6 protein-coding genes and 1 pseudogene are annotated in these 17,259 nt (G+C 51.7%); 3 read left to right on the plus strand and 4 right to left on the minus strand.

All coding sequences use genetic code 11. The features are described 5' to 3' along the window. Positions 1-95: 95 nt before the first annotated feature. Positions 96-3,896: a cobaltochelatase subunit CobN gene (gene cobN, locus MTHE_RS08365; protein WP_011696744.1), complete on the minus strand. Its 3,801-nt coding sequence runs from the start codon at positions 3,894-3,896 to the stop codon at positions 96-98. A gap of 151 nt (positions 3,897-4,047) precedes the next feature. On the opposite strand from cobN, the gene MTHE_RS08370 reads away from it, so the two are divergent. After that, positions 4,048-4,740, plus strand: a complete 693-nt coding sequence (locus tag MTHE_RS08370; protein ID WP_011696745.1) for a DUF169 domain-containing protein — start codon at positions 4,048-4,050, stop codon at positions 4,738-4,740. A 474-nt stretch (positions 4,741-5,214) separates the two neighbouring features. Continuing rightward, positions 5,215-6,819: an IS1634-like element ISMth2 family transposase gene (locus MTHE_RS08375; protein ID WP_011696746.1), complete on the plus strand. Its 1,605-nt coding sequence runs from the start codon at positions 5,215-5,217 to the stop codon at positions 6,817-6,819. A gap of 542 nt (positions 6,820-7,361) precedes the next feature. On the opposite strand, the gene larB is transcribed toward MTHE_RS08375, so the two are convergent. Next, positions 7,362-8,150, minus strand: a complete 789-nt coding sequence (larB, locus tag MTHE_RS08380) for a nickel pincer cofactor biosynthesis protein LarB (protein ID WP_011696747.1) — start codon at positions 8,148-8,150, stop codon at positions 7,362-7,364. Positions 8,151-8,161: 11 nt separating this feature from the next. On the opposite strand from larB, the gene MTHE_RS08385 reads away from it, so the two are divergent. Further along, positions 8,162-8,335 (plus strand): hypothetical protein, encoded by a 174-nt coding sequence (locus tag MTHE_RS08385; protein ID WP_175265942.1) that lies wholly within the window; start codon positions 8,162-8,164, stop codon positions 8,333-8,335. Here MTHE_RS08385 and MTHE_RS08390 read toward each other — a convergent pair. Further along, positions 8,322-16,292, minus strand: coding sequence for an SdrD B-like domain-containing protein (locus tag MTHE_RS08390; protein ID WP_011696748.1), 7,971 nt, complete (start codon positions 16,290-16,292; stop codon positions 8,322-8,324). The two genes, MTHE_RS08385 and MTHE_RS08390, sit on opposite strands and share 14 nt — an antisense overlap. Before the next feature lie 364 nt (positions 16,293-16,656). Continuing rightward, positions 16,657-17,162, minus strand: a pseudogene (fae, locus tag MTHE_RS08395) (formaldehyde-activating enzyme). Between the last annotated feature and the right edge of the window lie 97 nt (positions 17,163-17,259).

Genomic DNA, 17,259 nt, shown 5'->3' on the forward strand with positions numbered 1-17,259 from the left:
TACTAATTATAAGAATGTTGTTACAAAGTTCTACTAAATATAGTTATCTATTGAAACATCAAAAAAATATATATAGTATGTAAAAGATGTGGAAGTTAGGTCCCAATCAGCTTTGCCATCTTCTCCTTCCAGGCTGCCACCTCCTCTGCTGTCACCACGTCTATAGCCCCTCCCTGGAACGATCCTCCGACGTCACCCATCTTATCCTCAATCCAGCCCTCGATCTCCAGGTAGAGAGACTTCAGCGCATTAAGAACCTCAGGATCAGCCTTCCATAACCCTCTCTGTTCAGCCTCAAGCAGCCGCCTGCCCATTTCCTCCAATGCCCATGGGTTGTGCTCCTCGAAGAACCTGCGGTTCTCCTCGTCCATGATGAACGTCCGGGCGATTTCATCGAATATCCAGTCGTCGACCTCCTGTGTTGTGGCCTCCCAGCCGTATACACGTCCAACACGTTTGGATATGTCGCCAGCCCCCTTGTAGCCGTGCTGCTTCATGCCCTCTATCCATTTCGGGTTCAGAAGCTTCGTCCTAACCACACGGCGTATCTCGTCTGCCAGATCTCTCACTTCAACATGCTCCGGCTCTCTCGTATCTCCATAGTATGCCTTCACATCCTTACCGGATAAATGCCTAGCAGCAGCGGTCATCCCGCCATGAGTTCCAAAGTAGCAGCAACATCCGAATAGATCGTACTCATCGCTGACCACCTTGTTGTAGGTGATATCAACTGATTTGAGCGCGTTCACAAAGCTCTGATGCGCTTCTCTTCCAGATACGCCCTTGCCATAAGCGTAACCGTTCCAGTAAACGAAAATATCGGAGAGGTCCTTCTCGTCCTTCCATGCACTAGCGTACACCGCGAGGTTGGTACCTGATTGATATGTTCCAGGTTTGCTGGCGAATATGCGAAGCGTCGCCTCACGCCAGTCTCTGGCCGTGCCATTATCCAAACTGGCCAGTGCATGCTTACGAACGAAGTTCATTTCCAACGGCTCATCGAGCGCAGCCACTGCCTGGACGGCCTCGTCAATTATTTCTATGCAGTTGGGGAAATTGTCGCGGGTGATCCCGGACACGCGCACTGTCACATCTATTCTGGGGCGGCCGAGCGTATCCAGGGGTATTAACCTGAACCCCTTCAGTCTCCCATTGGGGAGCCAGACCGGCTCTGTGCCCAGAAGATACAGTATCTGGGACATGTCCTCTCCATCTGCCCACATGATATCGCTGCACATCCAGAAGAAGGCGACGTTCTCAGGATACCGGCCCTCCTCTTCTAGATGTTTGGCGATGACCGCATCCCCCAGTTTCTTGCCAACCCTCCATGCGGTCTTTGTGGGCACCCGATACGGGTCGAGGGAGTAGAAATTACGGCCGGTCGGAAGGACATCGTCTCTGCCGCGTGTGATGAGGCCACTTGGACCTGCCTCGACATATCCGCCATTCATGCCGTTCAGAAGCGCCTCGATCTCCCTAGATGCCTCCATCCTGGCCTGGAGATCCAAAACCCTCTCCCTGATTGTCTCAAGCTCACGCTCGTAACCTGCAACTGAGATGCCAAGCACATCGTCAACCTTTCCATCATGCAGATACATATCGATGAGTTTCCTGCACCGCTCATCGATCATTTCCAGAAGTTGGCCATGTGATTTGCCATAATGCTCGTTGATAGCCCCCTGATCGCTCAGAAGCGTATCTAGATCAAGACCCATCATCGAGGCGATGATCCTCCGTGGTGAAATCCCATTGCCCTCGAATCTCAACACAGCGTTTATGAACTCCACCCGTTTATATCCCTCGGGAATCTGTCCGAATATATGCATGCCAGAGTCGATCTGTGTGTTTCTGACCCGGCTCAGCTCGTTATGCGTGCGTCTCACGATCTCCTCTAGCGGCGTATCCTCGGTCAGTTTTATTCCTTTATCGAGGTTTGCCGCCTTGATCGCCTCTATCAGCAGATCTCTCAGCTCATGAGATCTGGCATGGTCATGCTTTGCGCTCTCGTACTCACCCAGAAGCCTATCGACCTCAAGCAGCTCGTCATAAAGCCCGGACTGTGTCATCACCGTCTGCATGTGGTCGATGAGGACCGCGTAGCTGCGGCGTTTCGCTATGGTCCCCTCAGGCGGGTTGTCAGCATTGTAGATATAAAGATGCGGGATGGTGCCGATGCAGATGTCCGGATAGCAGTCTCTTGAGAGCCCCACCCCCTTGCCGGGCAGAAACTCGAGGTTTCCGTGCGTGCCAACATGAATGATCACATCTGCACCGAAGCTCTCCTCTATATAACGGTATGTCGCCATGTACTGGTGCGTCGGTGGAACATCCGGGTCGTGGAGGATCTTACACACCTGGCCATCGCACCTCGCTCCAGCACATCCCCTCTTCGGTTGGACGCAGATGACAACGTTGCCGTACCGAACGCCGGTGATAACTATCTTCCCCTGATAGAGCATTGCAGCAGGTATGCCGTTCTTCTCCTCCCCAGGTGGGTTACCCCACGCCTCGCACACACGATCACGAACTGTGGGAGAGAGCGTGTTGAACCATCTCTCGTACTCCTCTTTTGTCTGGTACGCTAAAACACCTCCCTTGGCCACGATCTCCTCAATTGTGGTCCAGCGGAACTCGGAGATGGCCTTGCGGTTCATGATATTCTCTATCAACTCTCCACCTGTAGCAGGAACGTTCTCCAGAGAGTATCCTGCCTCAACCATCCTGTTCATGATGCGAGCAACGCTCTCGAGGGTGTCAAGATGTGCACCTCCACCAACTGCAGCCTCCACAGAGGCGCATGGATTGTTGTGCAGTATAAATGCAACACGCCGCTGTGAGACCGGCTTTCTCGCAAGCTCTATCCATCTTCTGACTCGCATCGCCAGCCTCTCACACCGCTCTCTGATGGGTGCGCGCTCAATATATTCGTCATGTCTGCCGCCTGCCCCGATGATTATGGGTTCTATCACTCCCTCGAACTCGGGCATGGCAACACTCCAGCCGATGTCATTGGACAGACCAATGGAACTCTCCCACTCCTCCAGTGTCATGTGGTATGATATGATCGGCTCGAACACAGGCACGTTAAGTCTTTTAAGAAGATCTATGCCTGTTCGGTTGCTCTTTGAATCTCCAACGCTCCTCGCATCCTGACCCAGGAAGAAGGGGATTGTCTTGACCAGAGCATCGATGCGTGGTCTGCCACCATCGAGGAAATAGTCTGATACAACATCAGCCATGCTCCTTGTGCCAAGCTCTTTATCTCTAACAGAATATGTGAATACAGGAATCACATTCAACCCCTGATTCTCCAGAGCTCTGATGAGCTCATCCTCAACAGCAAGAGAACCGTTGGCCCAATAAAACCTGGAGATGAGTACGCCAACAGTCGGGCCATCATCAGGCTCATACCATTCGAGGTAGGCATCAATATCGTCGAAACAATCAGCAGCATCTGGATGGTACAGACCCTCCCAGGGCAGCGGCTTTGGCGGATCGAAGTGCGTATCAACATCGAGCAGTTCTTTCTCCAAGTAAAGAAACATGTTGCAGATGTTCTCCTCTCCCCCGTAGGTCAAATAGGTATTTGCGGTTATCACAACATCTGGGGGTGCGGTCGATAACATCCAGTAAGATGAATCATATCCCAGGCAGACGATGGGAGTACGCTTTCCAATCTCGTTCATCTTCGGCTCGAGCTCATCCCAGAGCGCATCCCCTCCCCTGTGAATGAAGACGAGATCTGACTCAAAAGCCGAATGAATTGCCTCCTCCAGCATCTCTGGACTCTCAGATAGACGCTGGTTTGAGTACAGTCGCAGATTCAATCCCAACCGGCGGTTCGCCTTTGCGATTATGGGTATGTATGAGTTGCCCACAAGACACGTGACCCTCATGATAACCCCCTTAATATACTATATTACCACAAAACCATATAATTGCGGGTAGTTTGTTCTAGTAGATAATACTTTCTATGCTAAAGATCTTATTTTTCGTTTATACTTTCTTAAATAAAGTTTATATATTCATATCTTATCTCAACAACATATGCATCGAGAGCAATCGACCATACAAGATCTATCTCGTGCTCTTGCTCAACAGTTCGATCTAAAGGTGCGCCCTCTCTGCGTTTACGGGTCGCATTTCGCGCCAAAAGAGGGCATTCACGCATCTACTGTCACCAATTGCATTGCATCTGCTATGTTCAGGCTGGCAAAGGGTGCGATTCACGGCCAGCTGTACGTCGCGGATGTTAAGGGTCGACCTGTTTGCAGGTGTGTGGGCGGACGGACCTGGTTCGGTTTCAGCAGCCATTTTGATTCTTCTTTGTGCGAGCAGATGGTAAGTAAAGCGTTAAAGGCAGATATAGCAACAGCGGCAGAGACCTTCAGGAGTGTGGGCAAGATCAGTCCGATCGGAAGGTATGTTGTGATCAGCTGCTGCGAAGATCTCCATGAGGATCCGGGAGTGAGGTGCATTGCGTGCTTTGCAGAAGCGGCGAAGATCAGGGATATGTGTAACTCCGTTCACTTTCATGCCAGGGAGATACTTGGTCATATATCAGTCCCTTGGGGCCCATCATGTGCGACGCTCGTGACATATCCGGCAGGTATGGCTGAGAATGTTCCGCAGGACTGTATCTTTTTAGGACCTGTAGACCCATCTGCGAAGGAGTGGCTGCCAGACGGATATCTGGCGCTGGGTATACCGATAGATATCGCAAGAATGTTAATACTATGAGAATTCTAAAAACACACCGGCTCATCCGGAGGAGATATCTGACTTATAAGATGTGCATGAAGTTTCCCTCCTAAAATTAGGAGGTGACACCATTTACTTTGATCTCTGGCGTTCGATAACATTGATTTTGAATCCCACATTTCGCAGTAAGGCTATGCAAAATTGAAAATTTTTTTGGTTACAAAATACTCAAATTCTAGGATAACAAAATCACATAATGTGCATCAAATTTCGCATATTCTTTTAATAAGAAACATATGTAATAAAATAAAATTATTAATTGTGCAATTTTCTAAATTATAAAATTATAAATAAAAAATTTTGCATTGTCTGTAAGATTTTTAACAAAGCTTGCCGATTTGCATTTATCCTGCATTTCGCATTAACGTTGATTTTCCAAACAATTTCCTGGGATGGGGCGTGTGGCAAACGTTTTAAGCTGCACCAAGGGTTTTGTTCTGAGGAGCAGCTTAGATGGAGACAGACACGCGATCGCTGGATCATTTGGGGATAGTTGCGGCGGTTTTCGACCGGCTTGGCATAGCGGATGTTATAGATTCGCGTATGCCGAAGTTGAGGCAGCACAAGCTGGAACATTCGGTGATTGTTAAGGCGATGGTTCTGAACGGTCTTGGTTTTGTGGGTCAGAGGTTGTACCTGTTTCCGGAGTTCTACGAGAGGCTGCCTGTTGAGAGGCTTCTTGGGGATGGAGTTAACGCATCTGATTTGAACGATGATGCGATAGGCAGGACGCTGGATGCGATTTATGAGCAAGGTGCTACGGATCTTTTCAACGAGATAGCGTTGAAGGTGATGGGAGAGCTCGAGCTTGGAGTCCAGAGGTTGCACGCAGACACCACAAGCTTCAGCGTTCATGGCAGCTATGAGGGTTTCAATGGCGGTAGATCGATTGAGATAACGTTGGGCCATTCGAAGGACAGCCGGATGGATCTGAAACAGTTTGTTCTCAGTCTTGTGACGAACCAGGACGGTATACCGCTTTTTGCAAAAGCGCATTCAGGTAACGCATCCGACAGGAACACGATCATAGAGTCGTTTTTAAAGATCAAATCCGGACTCAACCTTGAAGACTGCGCGTATTACATAGCAGACAGTGCAGTCTACACCGAGCCCAACATCAGGATGCTCGGCAGGGAGATGAAATGGATAACACGTGTCCCGGCCACGATAAAGGAGTGTGAGATGCTTCTTGACAGCGATGTTGAGATGGTTGAGTGTCGCGACGCCAGGTACAGATGCTTCTCGACGACCTCTGATTACGGCGGAGTACAGCAGAAGTGGGTCCTTTACCAGTCAGAACCGATGCGAGATCTCAAGGCAGAGAGGTTCGAGAATCATCTTGAAAAGGACGGGACAAAAGCAAGACGGTCTCTGGCAAAACTGAAACGGCGTGAGTTCGCATGCGAAGCAGACGCACTGAAAGAAACTGAACTGTGGGCCAGAGACCATCCGCTCTACAGGTTCAGCCATATCTCTCTCAAAAAGGTCTGCAAACGAGCAGATAAAAAACGAGGACGACCTAAAAACGGCGAAAAACTCATCGAAATATATTTTATAGACGCGGATATCGAACTCGACCAGGAAAAAGTCGAAAAAACGAAATCCAGGCTCGGAAGGTTTATAATCGCAACTAACGACCTCAATATCGACCCTGATACACTACTCAGCTACTATAAAGGACAGCAAGAGGTAGAACGCGGATTCAGGTTCCTCAAAGACAAAAGCTTCCGAGTCGCAGAGGTCTACCTCAAAAAAGAAGAACGCATCGAAGCTCTCGCCATGATCATGGTCCTCTCACTCATGATCTATTCCGTGGCAGAGTGGCTGATCAGAAAAAGGTTGCAAGAATCAAATCAATCCATACCAAATCAGCTGAAGAAACCCACACAAAAACCAACTCTCAAGTGGATCGCGTTCATGTTCCTCGGTGTCACCGAAGTCAACATATGGCTGTGCGGCGAGAAACACCAGAAAATCGCTAACCTCAACGAGAATACTTTGAAAATAATAAAACTGTTTGGACCAGAATGCGAAAAATACTACGGAATGGAGCGTTAATGCGGAATGTGGGATTTATGTTCTCCTATTACTATTATCAACTGCGACTGAAAGTTATTCCGTTAATGCGGAATGTGGGTTGAATCCTATTGTGGTATCTTTTAAGCTTTGTTCTGGCGCTGCTGTGTTAAATAATATTTGGAAATCCAATAGCAGAGAGCTAATTCATATAACATGAGACTTTAGTAAGAATCGATAGCTATTGGCCACAAGGCATCGAATTATTCAACACAGCATCTGGCGCTATTTATGTCGATTCTCATATCGAGCAGTTGCGCAGGTTACGTTTCCCATTGTCAGATACCGGTTCTACTTGATTTCTACTCTCGTTGATGCCGAGCATTATTTGTGTCGTGCAAGCATTATGCTGAACGCTCTTCTCATTCGGTCGTCAGATCACACAGCCAAACCAATAGAGGGGGCTCCAAGAACCGCACTGTAAAATGAAAGACATAGAGCGGGTAGGGGAGTGGGGGTTATTAAAACAACAAGTATACCCGCTCATCGCTGCTCTCGCGCATTGATTGTATAAATAACTTTTCTCAATGCTGCCTGGATCCGGAATGTTTTCTCCTGGCGATCCTGTTTGCTATCCTGGCTGCAAATGCGCCCGCGACGAAGCCAGCATCTATGTTGACCACCACAAGCACAGAGCAGGACTGGAGCATCGAGAGGAGCGCTGCGATCCCGTTTCCGCCAGCACCGTAGCCCGTGGAGACGGGAAGGCCTATTACAGGAGCGTCTGTCAGTCCAGCAACAACAGCCGGAAGCGTCCCCTCACGGCCGGCAGCGACGACCATTGCATCCACTCCCGCCATCCTTTTCATCGCCGGAAAGAGGCGGTGGATGCCTGCGACGCCGACATCATATTCGGTCAGGACCTCGCAGCCCATCGCCTCTGCCGTGACCCTGGCCTCCTCCGCGACCGGTATGTCCGCGGTCCCGGCGCTGAGTATTCCTACTTTCCCACCCGTCCTCTCGATCTGGCCTGCTTTGAGAAGAACCGCTTTTGCATTCTCATACCACATCAGCTCAGCGTTCTCTGGGAGATCGATCGATCGCAGAGCGCTGAGATGCGCATCGGAGACCCTCGTCACTATGACCTTGCCTGTGGATTCGAGATGCTCCAGCGCAATCCTTGCAAGATCATCTGGCCTTTTTCCCTCTGCAAGAATCGCCTCGGGCACATCTATCCTGTCCTCACGCATGTGATCTATCTTTGCGATCGATCCGACCTCTCTGTAGCTTAGAAGCCTTATCCTGCTCAGCGCCTCCTCTAAATCAATCTCTCTCCTCGAGAACCTCTCGAGAATATCGCGCAGCCCGGTCACGTGTGAATGGTATGGATGAAGGAATAAAGAGGTTTCCGCATCGGAATGGTCTAAACGTTTTCGATCATGCGGCAGAAGATCTGCGGACTCAAAAGCTATTTGAGATCGAATCAAAGTTCAGCCTGCTGCCAGAACTTCAAAATAAAATAGAGGCCGGAAAGATCGGCCTTTTCATCTCACAGTGACCCTGATGGTCTTGTCGAGCTGGCTTCCATCGATCATCGCCGTTATTCTGAAGCTCTTTTCCCCTGGAGCGCCGAATGTCGAGCGCATCCTGTACATGCCTGTGGAGATTCTGGTGAGCGTGCTCCCCTGCTTAGCAGCATCCTGCGGGCTCCAGCTCATCTCCATTGACGTCGGGTCGATGAGCTCGCCATAGTTATTGAAGAACCGCAGAGTCATTGTGTATGCCCTGTTTGCCCTTCTAGAGCTGAAGCTCGCCCTGACATCGCATGGCGGCAGCGCGGCTGTTATCTTCAGAGGTGTAGCGTAGATGCTGTTGTCCTCTAGGTATGATAACCAGTAATGTCCTTTGCCATAAGCGATTGATGGCCAGCTTAGATCACCGCTCAGCACGAGGCTCTTATCGATGCTGCTCCAATCGCGCCTGTACCTCTCTAGCGCAATCCCTTCATCGCTCCTGTACACCAGCATGAACTCACCATTGCTCCACAGCAGGTACGGCTGATCCTCGTCTGTGGATCCTCCCGTCAGCCTTCTCGTATCCAGCATGTTGAGGTTCATGTCGAGCTTCTTGACAATCACATCGAGATTCCCGCGATCCTCTGACACATAAGAGACGTAGATGTAGCCGCTGGCCAGGACGATCGATGGGATGTCCTGGTAGTAGCTGTCGGCTGCGAGCCTTACACTCCTGATTGGATTCCAGGTGGAATCGAAGCGTGTCAGGTAGACATCACCGTTGCTGCTCCTCCCACCTTCCCATGACTGGTACGCCAGGAAGAAATCCTCACCCACCTTAAGCAGAGCAGGAGAGTCCTGATCGCTTGCAGATGTTGTGAGCTGTTTTGTCTCCAGCACGTTCAGGCTCTGGTCGAGCTTCTTCATGAAGATGTCCATGTTTCCCTTCTCGTTGGAGACGTAGACGACATAGTAGTTCTTCCCGTCGTAGATGACCGATGGCCTGTCCTGGTATGCGTCGTCGCTTGTCAGCAGCTTGCTGCTCAGCGGTTTCATCGATGCATCATAGGTCTGTATCTTGATGTCGCCGTTGCTGTTCCTGCCACGCTCCCATGACTGGCAGACAAGCGCAAATCCCCTGTCCGTGGAGATCAGCCTGGGTGAGTCCTTGATCTGATCCCTGACCTGGGCGCCGGTCACGATCTCCAGCCTCGGCTGGAGCAGCCTGTAGACCTGGCCCTTGGCGCTGTCGTAGGAGTTTGGTGTCGCATGCTTCCCGTCCCTAACGTAGACGAAGACTGTGTAATCACCAGCATCTCCAAGATCCGAGCTCCAGGTCCATGTGTTGGAGGTCGACCAGTCTCTAACTATCTGCCATGTGTTCCCGGTCGATGGGCCCTTCAGCCAGAACCTGTAGTAGATCGGATCTCTATCAGGATCTGTGGCCACTGCGGTCCATTTGATTTGGGTTCCACTGGCCTGCGGGCTTGGTTTGTCGGGCGTGAGCGATGTTATCACAGGCGGCAGGTTCGGCTTCACAACGATGCTGAACGCCGCGCTGGCCTGGTCGTCCCAGCCTGTCGGAGGCGCATGGAGGCCGTCTCTGACCTGGACTATCACCTGAGACCTGCCGATATCAATATCCGACGTCCTCCATGTCCACGTGTTCGAGAGCGACCAGTCCTGCACAACCTTCCATGTGTAGCCTGTGGACGGGCCGTTCAGCATGAACCTGTAGTAGACCTGGTAGCCCTCAGGATCGATCGCTGTAGCGCTCCACGTCACAGAGCTCCCTGCGTACTGCGGGCTCGGGAGGCTCGAGCCGAAGCTGGTTATCACAGGCGGCAGGTTCGGGCGCGGTATGTATCCCAGGATCATGTAGCCGCAGATCCTCTTATCATCATAATCCGGGGAGTGCTTTCCATCCTTCACGTATACCATTATCTCGTTGAAACCGATATCGAAGAACGATGTCTTCCATGTCCAGATGTTTCTGGACGTCCAGGAGGTCATCTCCCTCCAGGTGTAACCTGTGGAAGGTCCTCTCAGCAGGAACTTGTACTGCAGCGGATCTCTCTCAGGATCTGATGCGACTGCCCTGAAGCTGACCCAGGCGCCAGCGTACTGCGGGCTCGGCCTGTCGACCATTATCAGCCGCAGATCTGGAGGCCTGTTCGTCTCCTTGAGCGTGAAGCTCTTAGTGACCTGCACATCACCGGTCTCGCTGTGGTAGCTGTCTCTGATCCATACACGGATATCATAAGTGCCAGGCTCCAGTCCTCCTGTGTTCCAGGACCATGTGTTATCTGAGGACCAGCTTCTCTTCTCCTGCCAGAGTCCCGATGTCGACGGCCCCTTGAGCCAGAAGCTGTACTCCAGAGGCACCGTCGATGTTGCGCTTGCAGTCCACACTATCGTCGTGCCGACGTTCTGCGGGCTTGTTTTATCCGATGTCAGCGTCGCGCCCGTTGGCAGGGACTTGTAATTGCCGAAGTCGACGCCTGTCTTTGTCTCGCCTGCGTTGAGCGTTATCGTGTAAGATCCACCGCTCGGCTTCGTGACGCTCCAGCCTGGCTTCAGCGTCTCAGTGACTGTGTATGTTCCTGCATCAAGTCCTGTGAAGTTGTACCATCCGTCGCTGTCTGTGATCGCTGTCCTGGTGTAGGTGCTGTTGCTTATCCTTATCTCCCATCCAGCAAGGCCCTGCTCGCCTGCGTCCCTCACACCGTTGTTGTTCTTATCGTTGAACTTGGTTCCCCAGATAGACGACTTCGTCGAGACGTACCTGTTGCCGAAGTTCTTTCCCGATACGCTTGAGCTGGAGATCTCGACGGTATGTGAACCATCTCCTCCCGGATGTGTCTGGGTCCAGCCAGGTCTGGAGAGCTCGCTGATCTTGTACGTGCCCGGTGCTATATTACCGAAGGTGTACGATCCATCAGAGCCCGTGTACTGCGTCTCCGTTATGTGCACGCCCAGAGTCGTGGTGCCATCCAGGACTATGCCCCATCCCGAGATCCCAGGATCGCCAGCGTCGCTTCCATCCCCGTTAAGATCGTTGAACTTTCTTCCGGAGATGGTGTAAACGCCTGCTATACCGAAGCTCGCATCAAGGACTGTGTTTGTGGTAACTGTCACTGTGATGGTTGATGACGTCACGACCACATAGCCCTCAGGAAGCGGATCGCTGATGGTGTACGTTCCAGGCGCGACGTTATCGAATGTGTATGTGCCGTCCTCAGATGTCTTTGTGCTCCTCACGACCTTCCCGTTCTCTATCAGGTTAACATCGCTCCCCGGAATTCCGGGCTCGCCCTCGTCCCTGACCTTGTTCGCGTTCAGATCGTAGTACTTCATGCCTTTTATAGACAGACTTCCGGCAACACCGATATCGAAGCTCACGTCAGCCGTGCCTATCTGTATTTCCCTGCTCTCCGTCGTCGCCTTCCAGCCATCCTGCGGGATCAGCTCCACCCTGTAGGTGCCCGGGGACAGGCTCTCGAATCTGTATGTGCCATCCGCTCCCGTCTCGGTCATAGAGGTGGCGTTCTCGCCCTGGACAAGGGTTACGCTCCAGCCCCTGACCCCTGTCTCGCCCGCCTCTCTTACACCGTTGGCGTTGATGTCATTGAATACTACTCCTGATATCGATCTCAAACCTGCATATCCGAAATCGATACTGGGCACGCTTGTATCCTTTATCTCCACACTGTGTGATCCGGTCTTCGGCGCGGTCTGGCTCCAGCCGTCCTGCTTCACAGCCTCGATCTTGTAGGTGCCGGGGCTGAGACGATCGAACGAATAGAATCCATCATCAGCGGTGACAGCAGTCCTCTCGCCTCCATCTGGCATTGTCAGCTTCACAGTCCATCCTGAGAGCCCTGGCTCGCCATCGTTGACACCGTTAGCGTCAAGATCGCTGAATACCCTTCCGGATATCGTGAACCCGATCATCCGGGCTCCGAAGTCCACACTGCTCTGATCCGTGTCTGTGATGCTCACATCTTTAGAGGATATGCTCACGTTCCAGCCGGGCTGCAGAACCACTCTGAGCGTGTATACTCCAGGCGTAAGATCCTCGAATCTGTAAGAGCCATCGTCTCCTGTCGTTGCAACACTTTCAGTGGCATCCGGCTTCGTCAGACGTATCTCCCACCCCTTCACGCCCGGCTCGCCGTCATTGGCGCCATTGTTATTCACATCCTCGAACAGCGTGCCGCTTATCGAGTATGTTCTGGCTCTGTTGCCGAAGTTGATTCCTGTCACATCCGAATCGGTCAGGTTCACCTGTTGGCTCTCAGATGTTGTAGAATCCCAGCCAGCTTTCTGCAGCTCCCTAACAGTGTACAGTCCTGGAGCGAGGCCCTCAAACCTGTAGTACCCGTCGAATCCGGTCGTGGTCTGGACCTCTGTCTGGTCTGGCATCGTCAGAACGATAGTCCATCCATCCAGGCCAGCCTCGCCAGAGTCCATGGCGCCATTTCCATTCAGATCATTGAACTTGTATCCAGATATGCTCATCACCGGCAGAACAACATTCTCCTCTGAGATCGGCGGTGTTACATTGATCGGAACTGTCACGTTCACAGGAGCTGTCACGTTCTCTGTGACATTGGTAGGTGCGGTAACATTCTCTGGAGCCGCAGATCTCAGAATCTCATACTCCTCAGTGACTGTGTTGTCAGCTGTTCCATTTGTAGCATGCCTGTTGTCCCTGACGCCAGCCGTTACACTGTGCGATCCGACATCAGCATCTGTTGTCGACCATCTCCATGTATTATCGCCGGACCAGTCTTTCACGACATTCCCATCGAGCAGGAACTGGTACTCGAGCGCATCCCCGTCAGGGTCTGTTGCACTCGCGCTCCAGACGACAGGAGTACCCGCAACCTGAGGCGATTCAGGAGATGCAACCAGGCTCTCGATCACCGGCGGATCGTTCGGTACAACCCTCGCCTCTATGACATACTGAGATGATGCTGAAACAGGCTCGTTCTTTCCATCTCTAACAACAACCGTTACACTGTGCGATCCGACATCAGCATCTGTTGTCGACCATCTCCATGTATTATCGCCGGACCAGTCTTTCACGACATTCCCATCGAGCAGGAACTGGTACTCGAGCGCATCCCCGTCAGGGTCTGTTGCACTCGCGCTCCAGACGACAGGAGTACCCGCAACCTGAGGCGACTCAGGAGATGCAACCAGGCTCTCGATCACCGGCGGATCGTTCGGTACAACCCTCGCCTCTATGACATACTGAGATGATGCTGAAACAGGCTCGTTCTTTCCATCTCTAACAACAACCGTTACACTGTGCGATCCGACATCAGCATCTGTTGTCGACCATCTCCATGTATTATCGCCGGACCAGTCTTTCACGACATTCCCATCGAGCAGGAACTGGTACTCGAGCGCATCCCCGTCAGGGTCTGTTGCACTCGCGCTCCAGACGACAGGAGTACCCGCAACCTGAGGCGACTCAGGAGATGCAACCAGTCCTGTCACCTGAGGTGGACGGTTTGGCATGATGATTGTGTACTGAGATGATGCTGAAACAGGCTCGTTCTTTCCATCTCTAACAACAACCGTTACACTGTGCGATTCGACATCAGCATCTGTTGTCGACCATCTCCATGTATTATCACCGGACCAGTCTTTCACGACATTCCCATCGAGCAGGAACTGGTACTCGAGCGCATCCCCGTCAGGGTCTGTTGCACTCGCGCTCCAGACGACAGGAGTACCCGCAACCTGAGGCGATTCAGGAGATGCAACCAGGCTCTCGATCACCGGCGGATCGTTCGGTACAACCCTCGCCTCTATGACATACTGAGATGATGCTGAAACAGGCTCGTTCTTTCCATCTCTAACAACAACCGTTACACTGTGCGATCCGACATCAGCATCTGTTGTCGACCATCTCCATGTATTATCGCCGGACCAGTCTTTCACGACATTCCCATCGAGCAGGAACTGGTACTCGAGCGCATCCCCGTCAGGGTCTGTTGCACTCGCGCTCCAGACGACAGGAGTACCCGCAACCTGAGGCGACTCAGGAGATGCAACCAGTCCTGTCACCTGAGGTGGACGGTTTGGCATGATGATTGTGTACTGAGATGATGCTGAAACAGGCTCGTTCTTTCCATCTCTAACAACAACCGTTACACTGTGCGATCCGACATCAGCATCTGTTGTCGACCATCTCCATGTATTATCGCCGGACCAGTCTTTCACGACATTCCCATCGAGCAGGAACTGGTACTCGAGCGCATCCCCGTCAGGGTCTGTTGCACTCGCGCTCCAGACGACAGGAGTACCCGCAACCTGAGGCGACTCAGGAGATGCAACCAGGCTCTCGATCACCGGCGGATCGTTCGGTACAACCCTCGCCTCTATGACATACTGAGATGATGCTGAAACAGGCTCGTTCTTTCCATCTCTAACAACAACCGTTACACTGTGCGATCCGACATCAGCATCTGTTGTCGACCATCTCCATGTATTATCGCCGGACCAGTCTTTCACGACATTCCCATCGAGCAGGAACTGGTACTCGAGCGCATCCCCGTCAGGGTCTGTTGCACTCGCGCTCCAGACGACAGGAGTACCCGCAACCTGAGGCGACTCAGGAGATGCAACCAGTCCTGTCACCTGAGGTGGACGGTTTGGCATGATGATTGTGTACTGAGATGATGCTGAAACAGGCTCGTTCTTTCCATCTCTAACAACAACCGTTACACTGTGCGATCCGACATCAGCATCTGTTGTCGACCATCTCCATGTATTATCGCCGGACCAGTCTTTCACGACATTCCCATCGAGCAGGAACTGGTACTCGAGCGCATCCCCGTCAGGGTCTGTTGCACTCGCGCTCCAGACGACAGGAGTACCCGCAACCTGAGGCGACTCAGGAGATGCAACCAGTCCTGTCACCTGAGGTGGACGGTTTGGCATGATGATTGTGTACTGAGATGATGCTGAAACAGGCTCGTTCTTTCCATCTCTAACAACAACCGTTACACTGTGCGATCCGACATCAGCATCTGTTGTCGACCATCTCCATGTATTATCGCCGGACCAGTCTTTCACGACATTCCCATCGAGCAGGAACTGGTACTCGAGCGCATCCCCGTCAGGGTCTGTTGCACTCGCGCTCCAGACGACAGGAGTACCCGCAACCTGAGGCGACTCAGGAGATGCAACCAGTCCTGTCACCTGAGGTGGACGGTTTGGCATGATGATTGTGTACTGAGATGATGCTGAAACAGGCTCGTTCTTTCCATCTCTAACAACAACCGTTACACTGTGCGATCCGACATCAGCATCTGTTGTCGACCATCTCCATGTATTATCACCGGACCAGTCTTTCACGACATTCCCATCGAGCAGGAACTGGTACTCGAGCGCATCCCCGTCAGGGTCTGTTGCACTCGCGCTCCAGACGACAGGAGTACCCGCAACCTGAGGCGACTCAGGAGATGCAACCAGTCCTGTCACCTGAGGTGGACGGTTGGGTGGAACCGGACGATTGATGATGTAGCGTGCAGTCTCCTTCGCATCGTAACCATCATCCAGATCATCGTATCCATCTCTCACACGAACCTCGATCTCGTTGGTGCCGATATCATTATCAGATGTCCTCCACACCCATCTTGTCTCGTTTATCCAGCCGGTCATATCCTTCCAGCTATCTCCTGTCGCCGGACCTTTCAGCAGAAACATGTACTCCAGTACATCCCCATCGGGATCAAATGCGTTAACGGTCCATCTCACAACCACACCCGCATCCTGTGGCCCCTCTGGATCACTTACAAATGACGTTACAACTGGGGGCTGATTCTCACCAAGACCCGGCCCCATGGGGTCCAGTCCGGGTTCCTGCCCGGATGCAGATATGATCAGGAATATGCCAAAAATGACCGAGATTGTGACCATAAGAACTCGATCCGCATTCCTGTAACTGCAAATATTATCATACAACGAAATCATCTCTTTCATAATTCTCCTCCTGGACATCCAATCGATCACTCTCCTGCCCGCTTAGAGGTTTACACCTCAAGCAAGCATGGAGACCGACCAGCTTAAGTAGCTACTTTTCATGTAGGGCTTCCATTACCTGGTTTGGTGATATCTATGAGTGATATGAGTCATTTGTAGATCATATCTAGATCATGGAAGCCAGCATTACCCGCTATGCGGCTCATTTCATACCATCAGAGAAGCTAGGTTGTGTACTCATATCATTGATGTCCGCAGCGCTCAACCCTACCCAGATATATGTAATATCTCCTACGGGACTATCGATTCTAGCATAATCATCCACTGATACGAGCACACGCAATGCTGTCATCACAGAATCATATCATGCAAATGGGTGCTTTGCAGTATCTTTTTTGGACAGGATCTCATCAACCCCTGGCTCAGATCCAACCGCTCTCTTTATCGCCATCTTCGTTGCGAGGTAGTTGTTATCGTAGATCTTCTTCTTGTCTTTTGCATCCCACTCGATGAAGACAGAGACCACTATGAGGATATCCTCAACCCTCTCCCTAGGTATAATCCCTTCCGCGACGCAGTCCATCACCGCTTTTGCGACGGCTGCCTGGGCCGGCCCGAACATCAGAGCCGCCTGTCTTGCGTTCTTGATCGTCACTTTATTCACAATCAGAGTTGAGGGCTTCGCAGGCAGATTCGGTTCCAGAACCGCAAGAAGGGGGTATGACCTTTTCGCGGCGATGCCAGAGATGTTACAAATGCAGCATCAACTGCCCCTCCCTTTGGGCCTATGACTAGATCGATATGCGCTACCTCGGGGCCATCCCCAACCAGCGCTTCTCCGACAAGAGTTCTGCTGAAATCCTTATCCAACCAGACCACTCCCTTGGATCCCTTTACATTGATCTGGTACACTGATAGAATATTAACTTATGCTGCAAGTTCTCTGAAGACCTGATGTTATAACCAC

It is taken from the genome of Methanothrix thermoacetophila PT, from assembly GCF_000014945.1.
GTDB classification, from domain to species: Archaea; Halobacteriota; Methanosarcinia; order Methanotrichales; family Methanotrichaceae; genus Methanothrix_B; species Methanothrix_B thermoacetophila.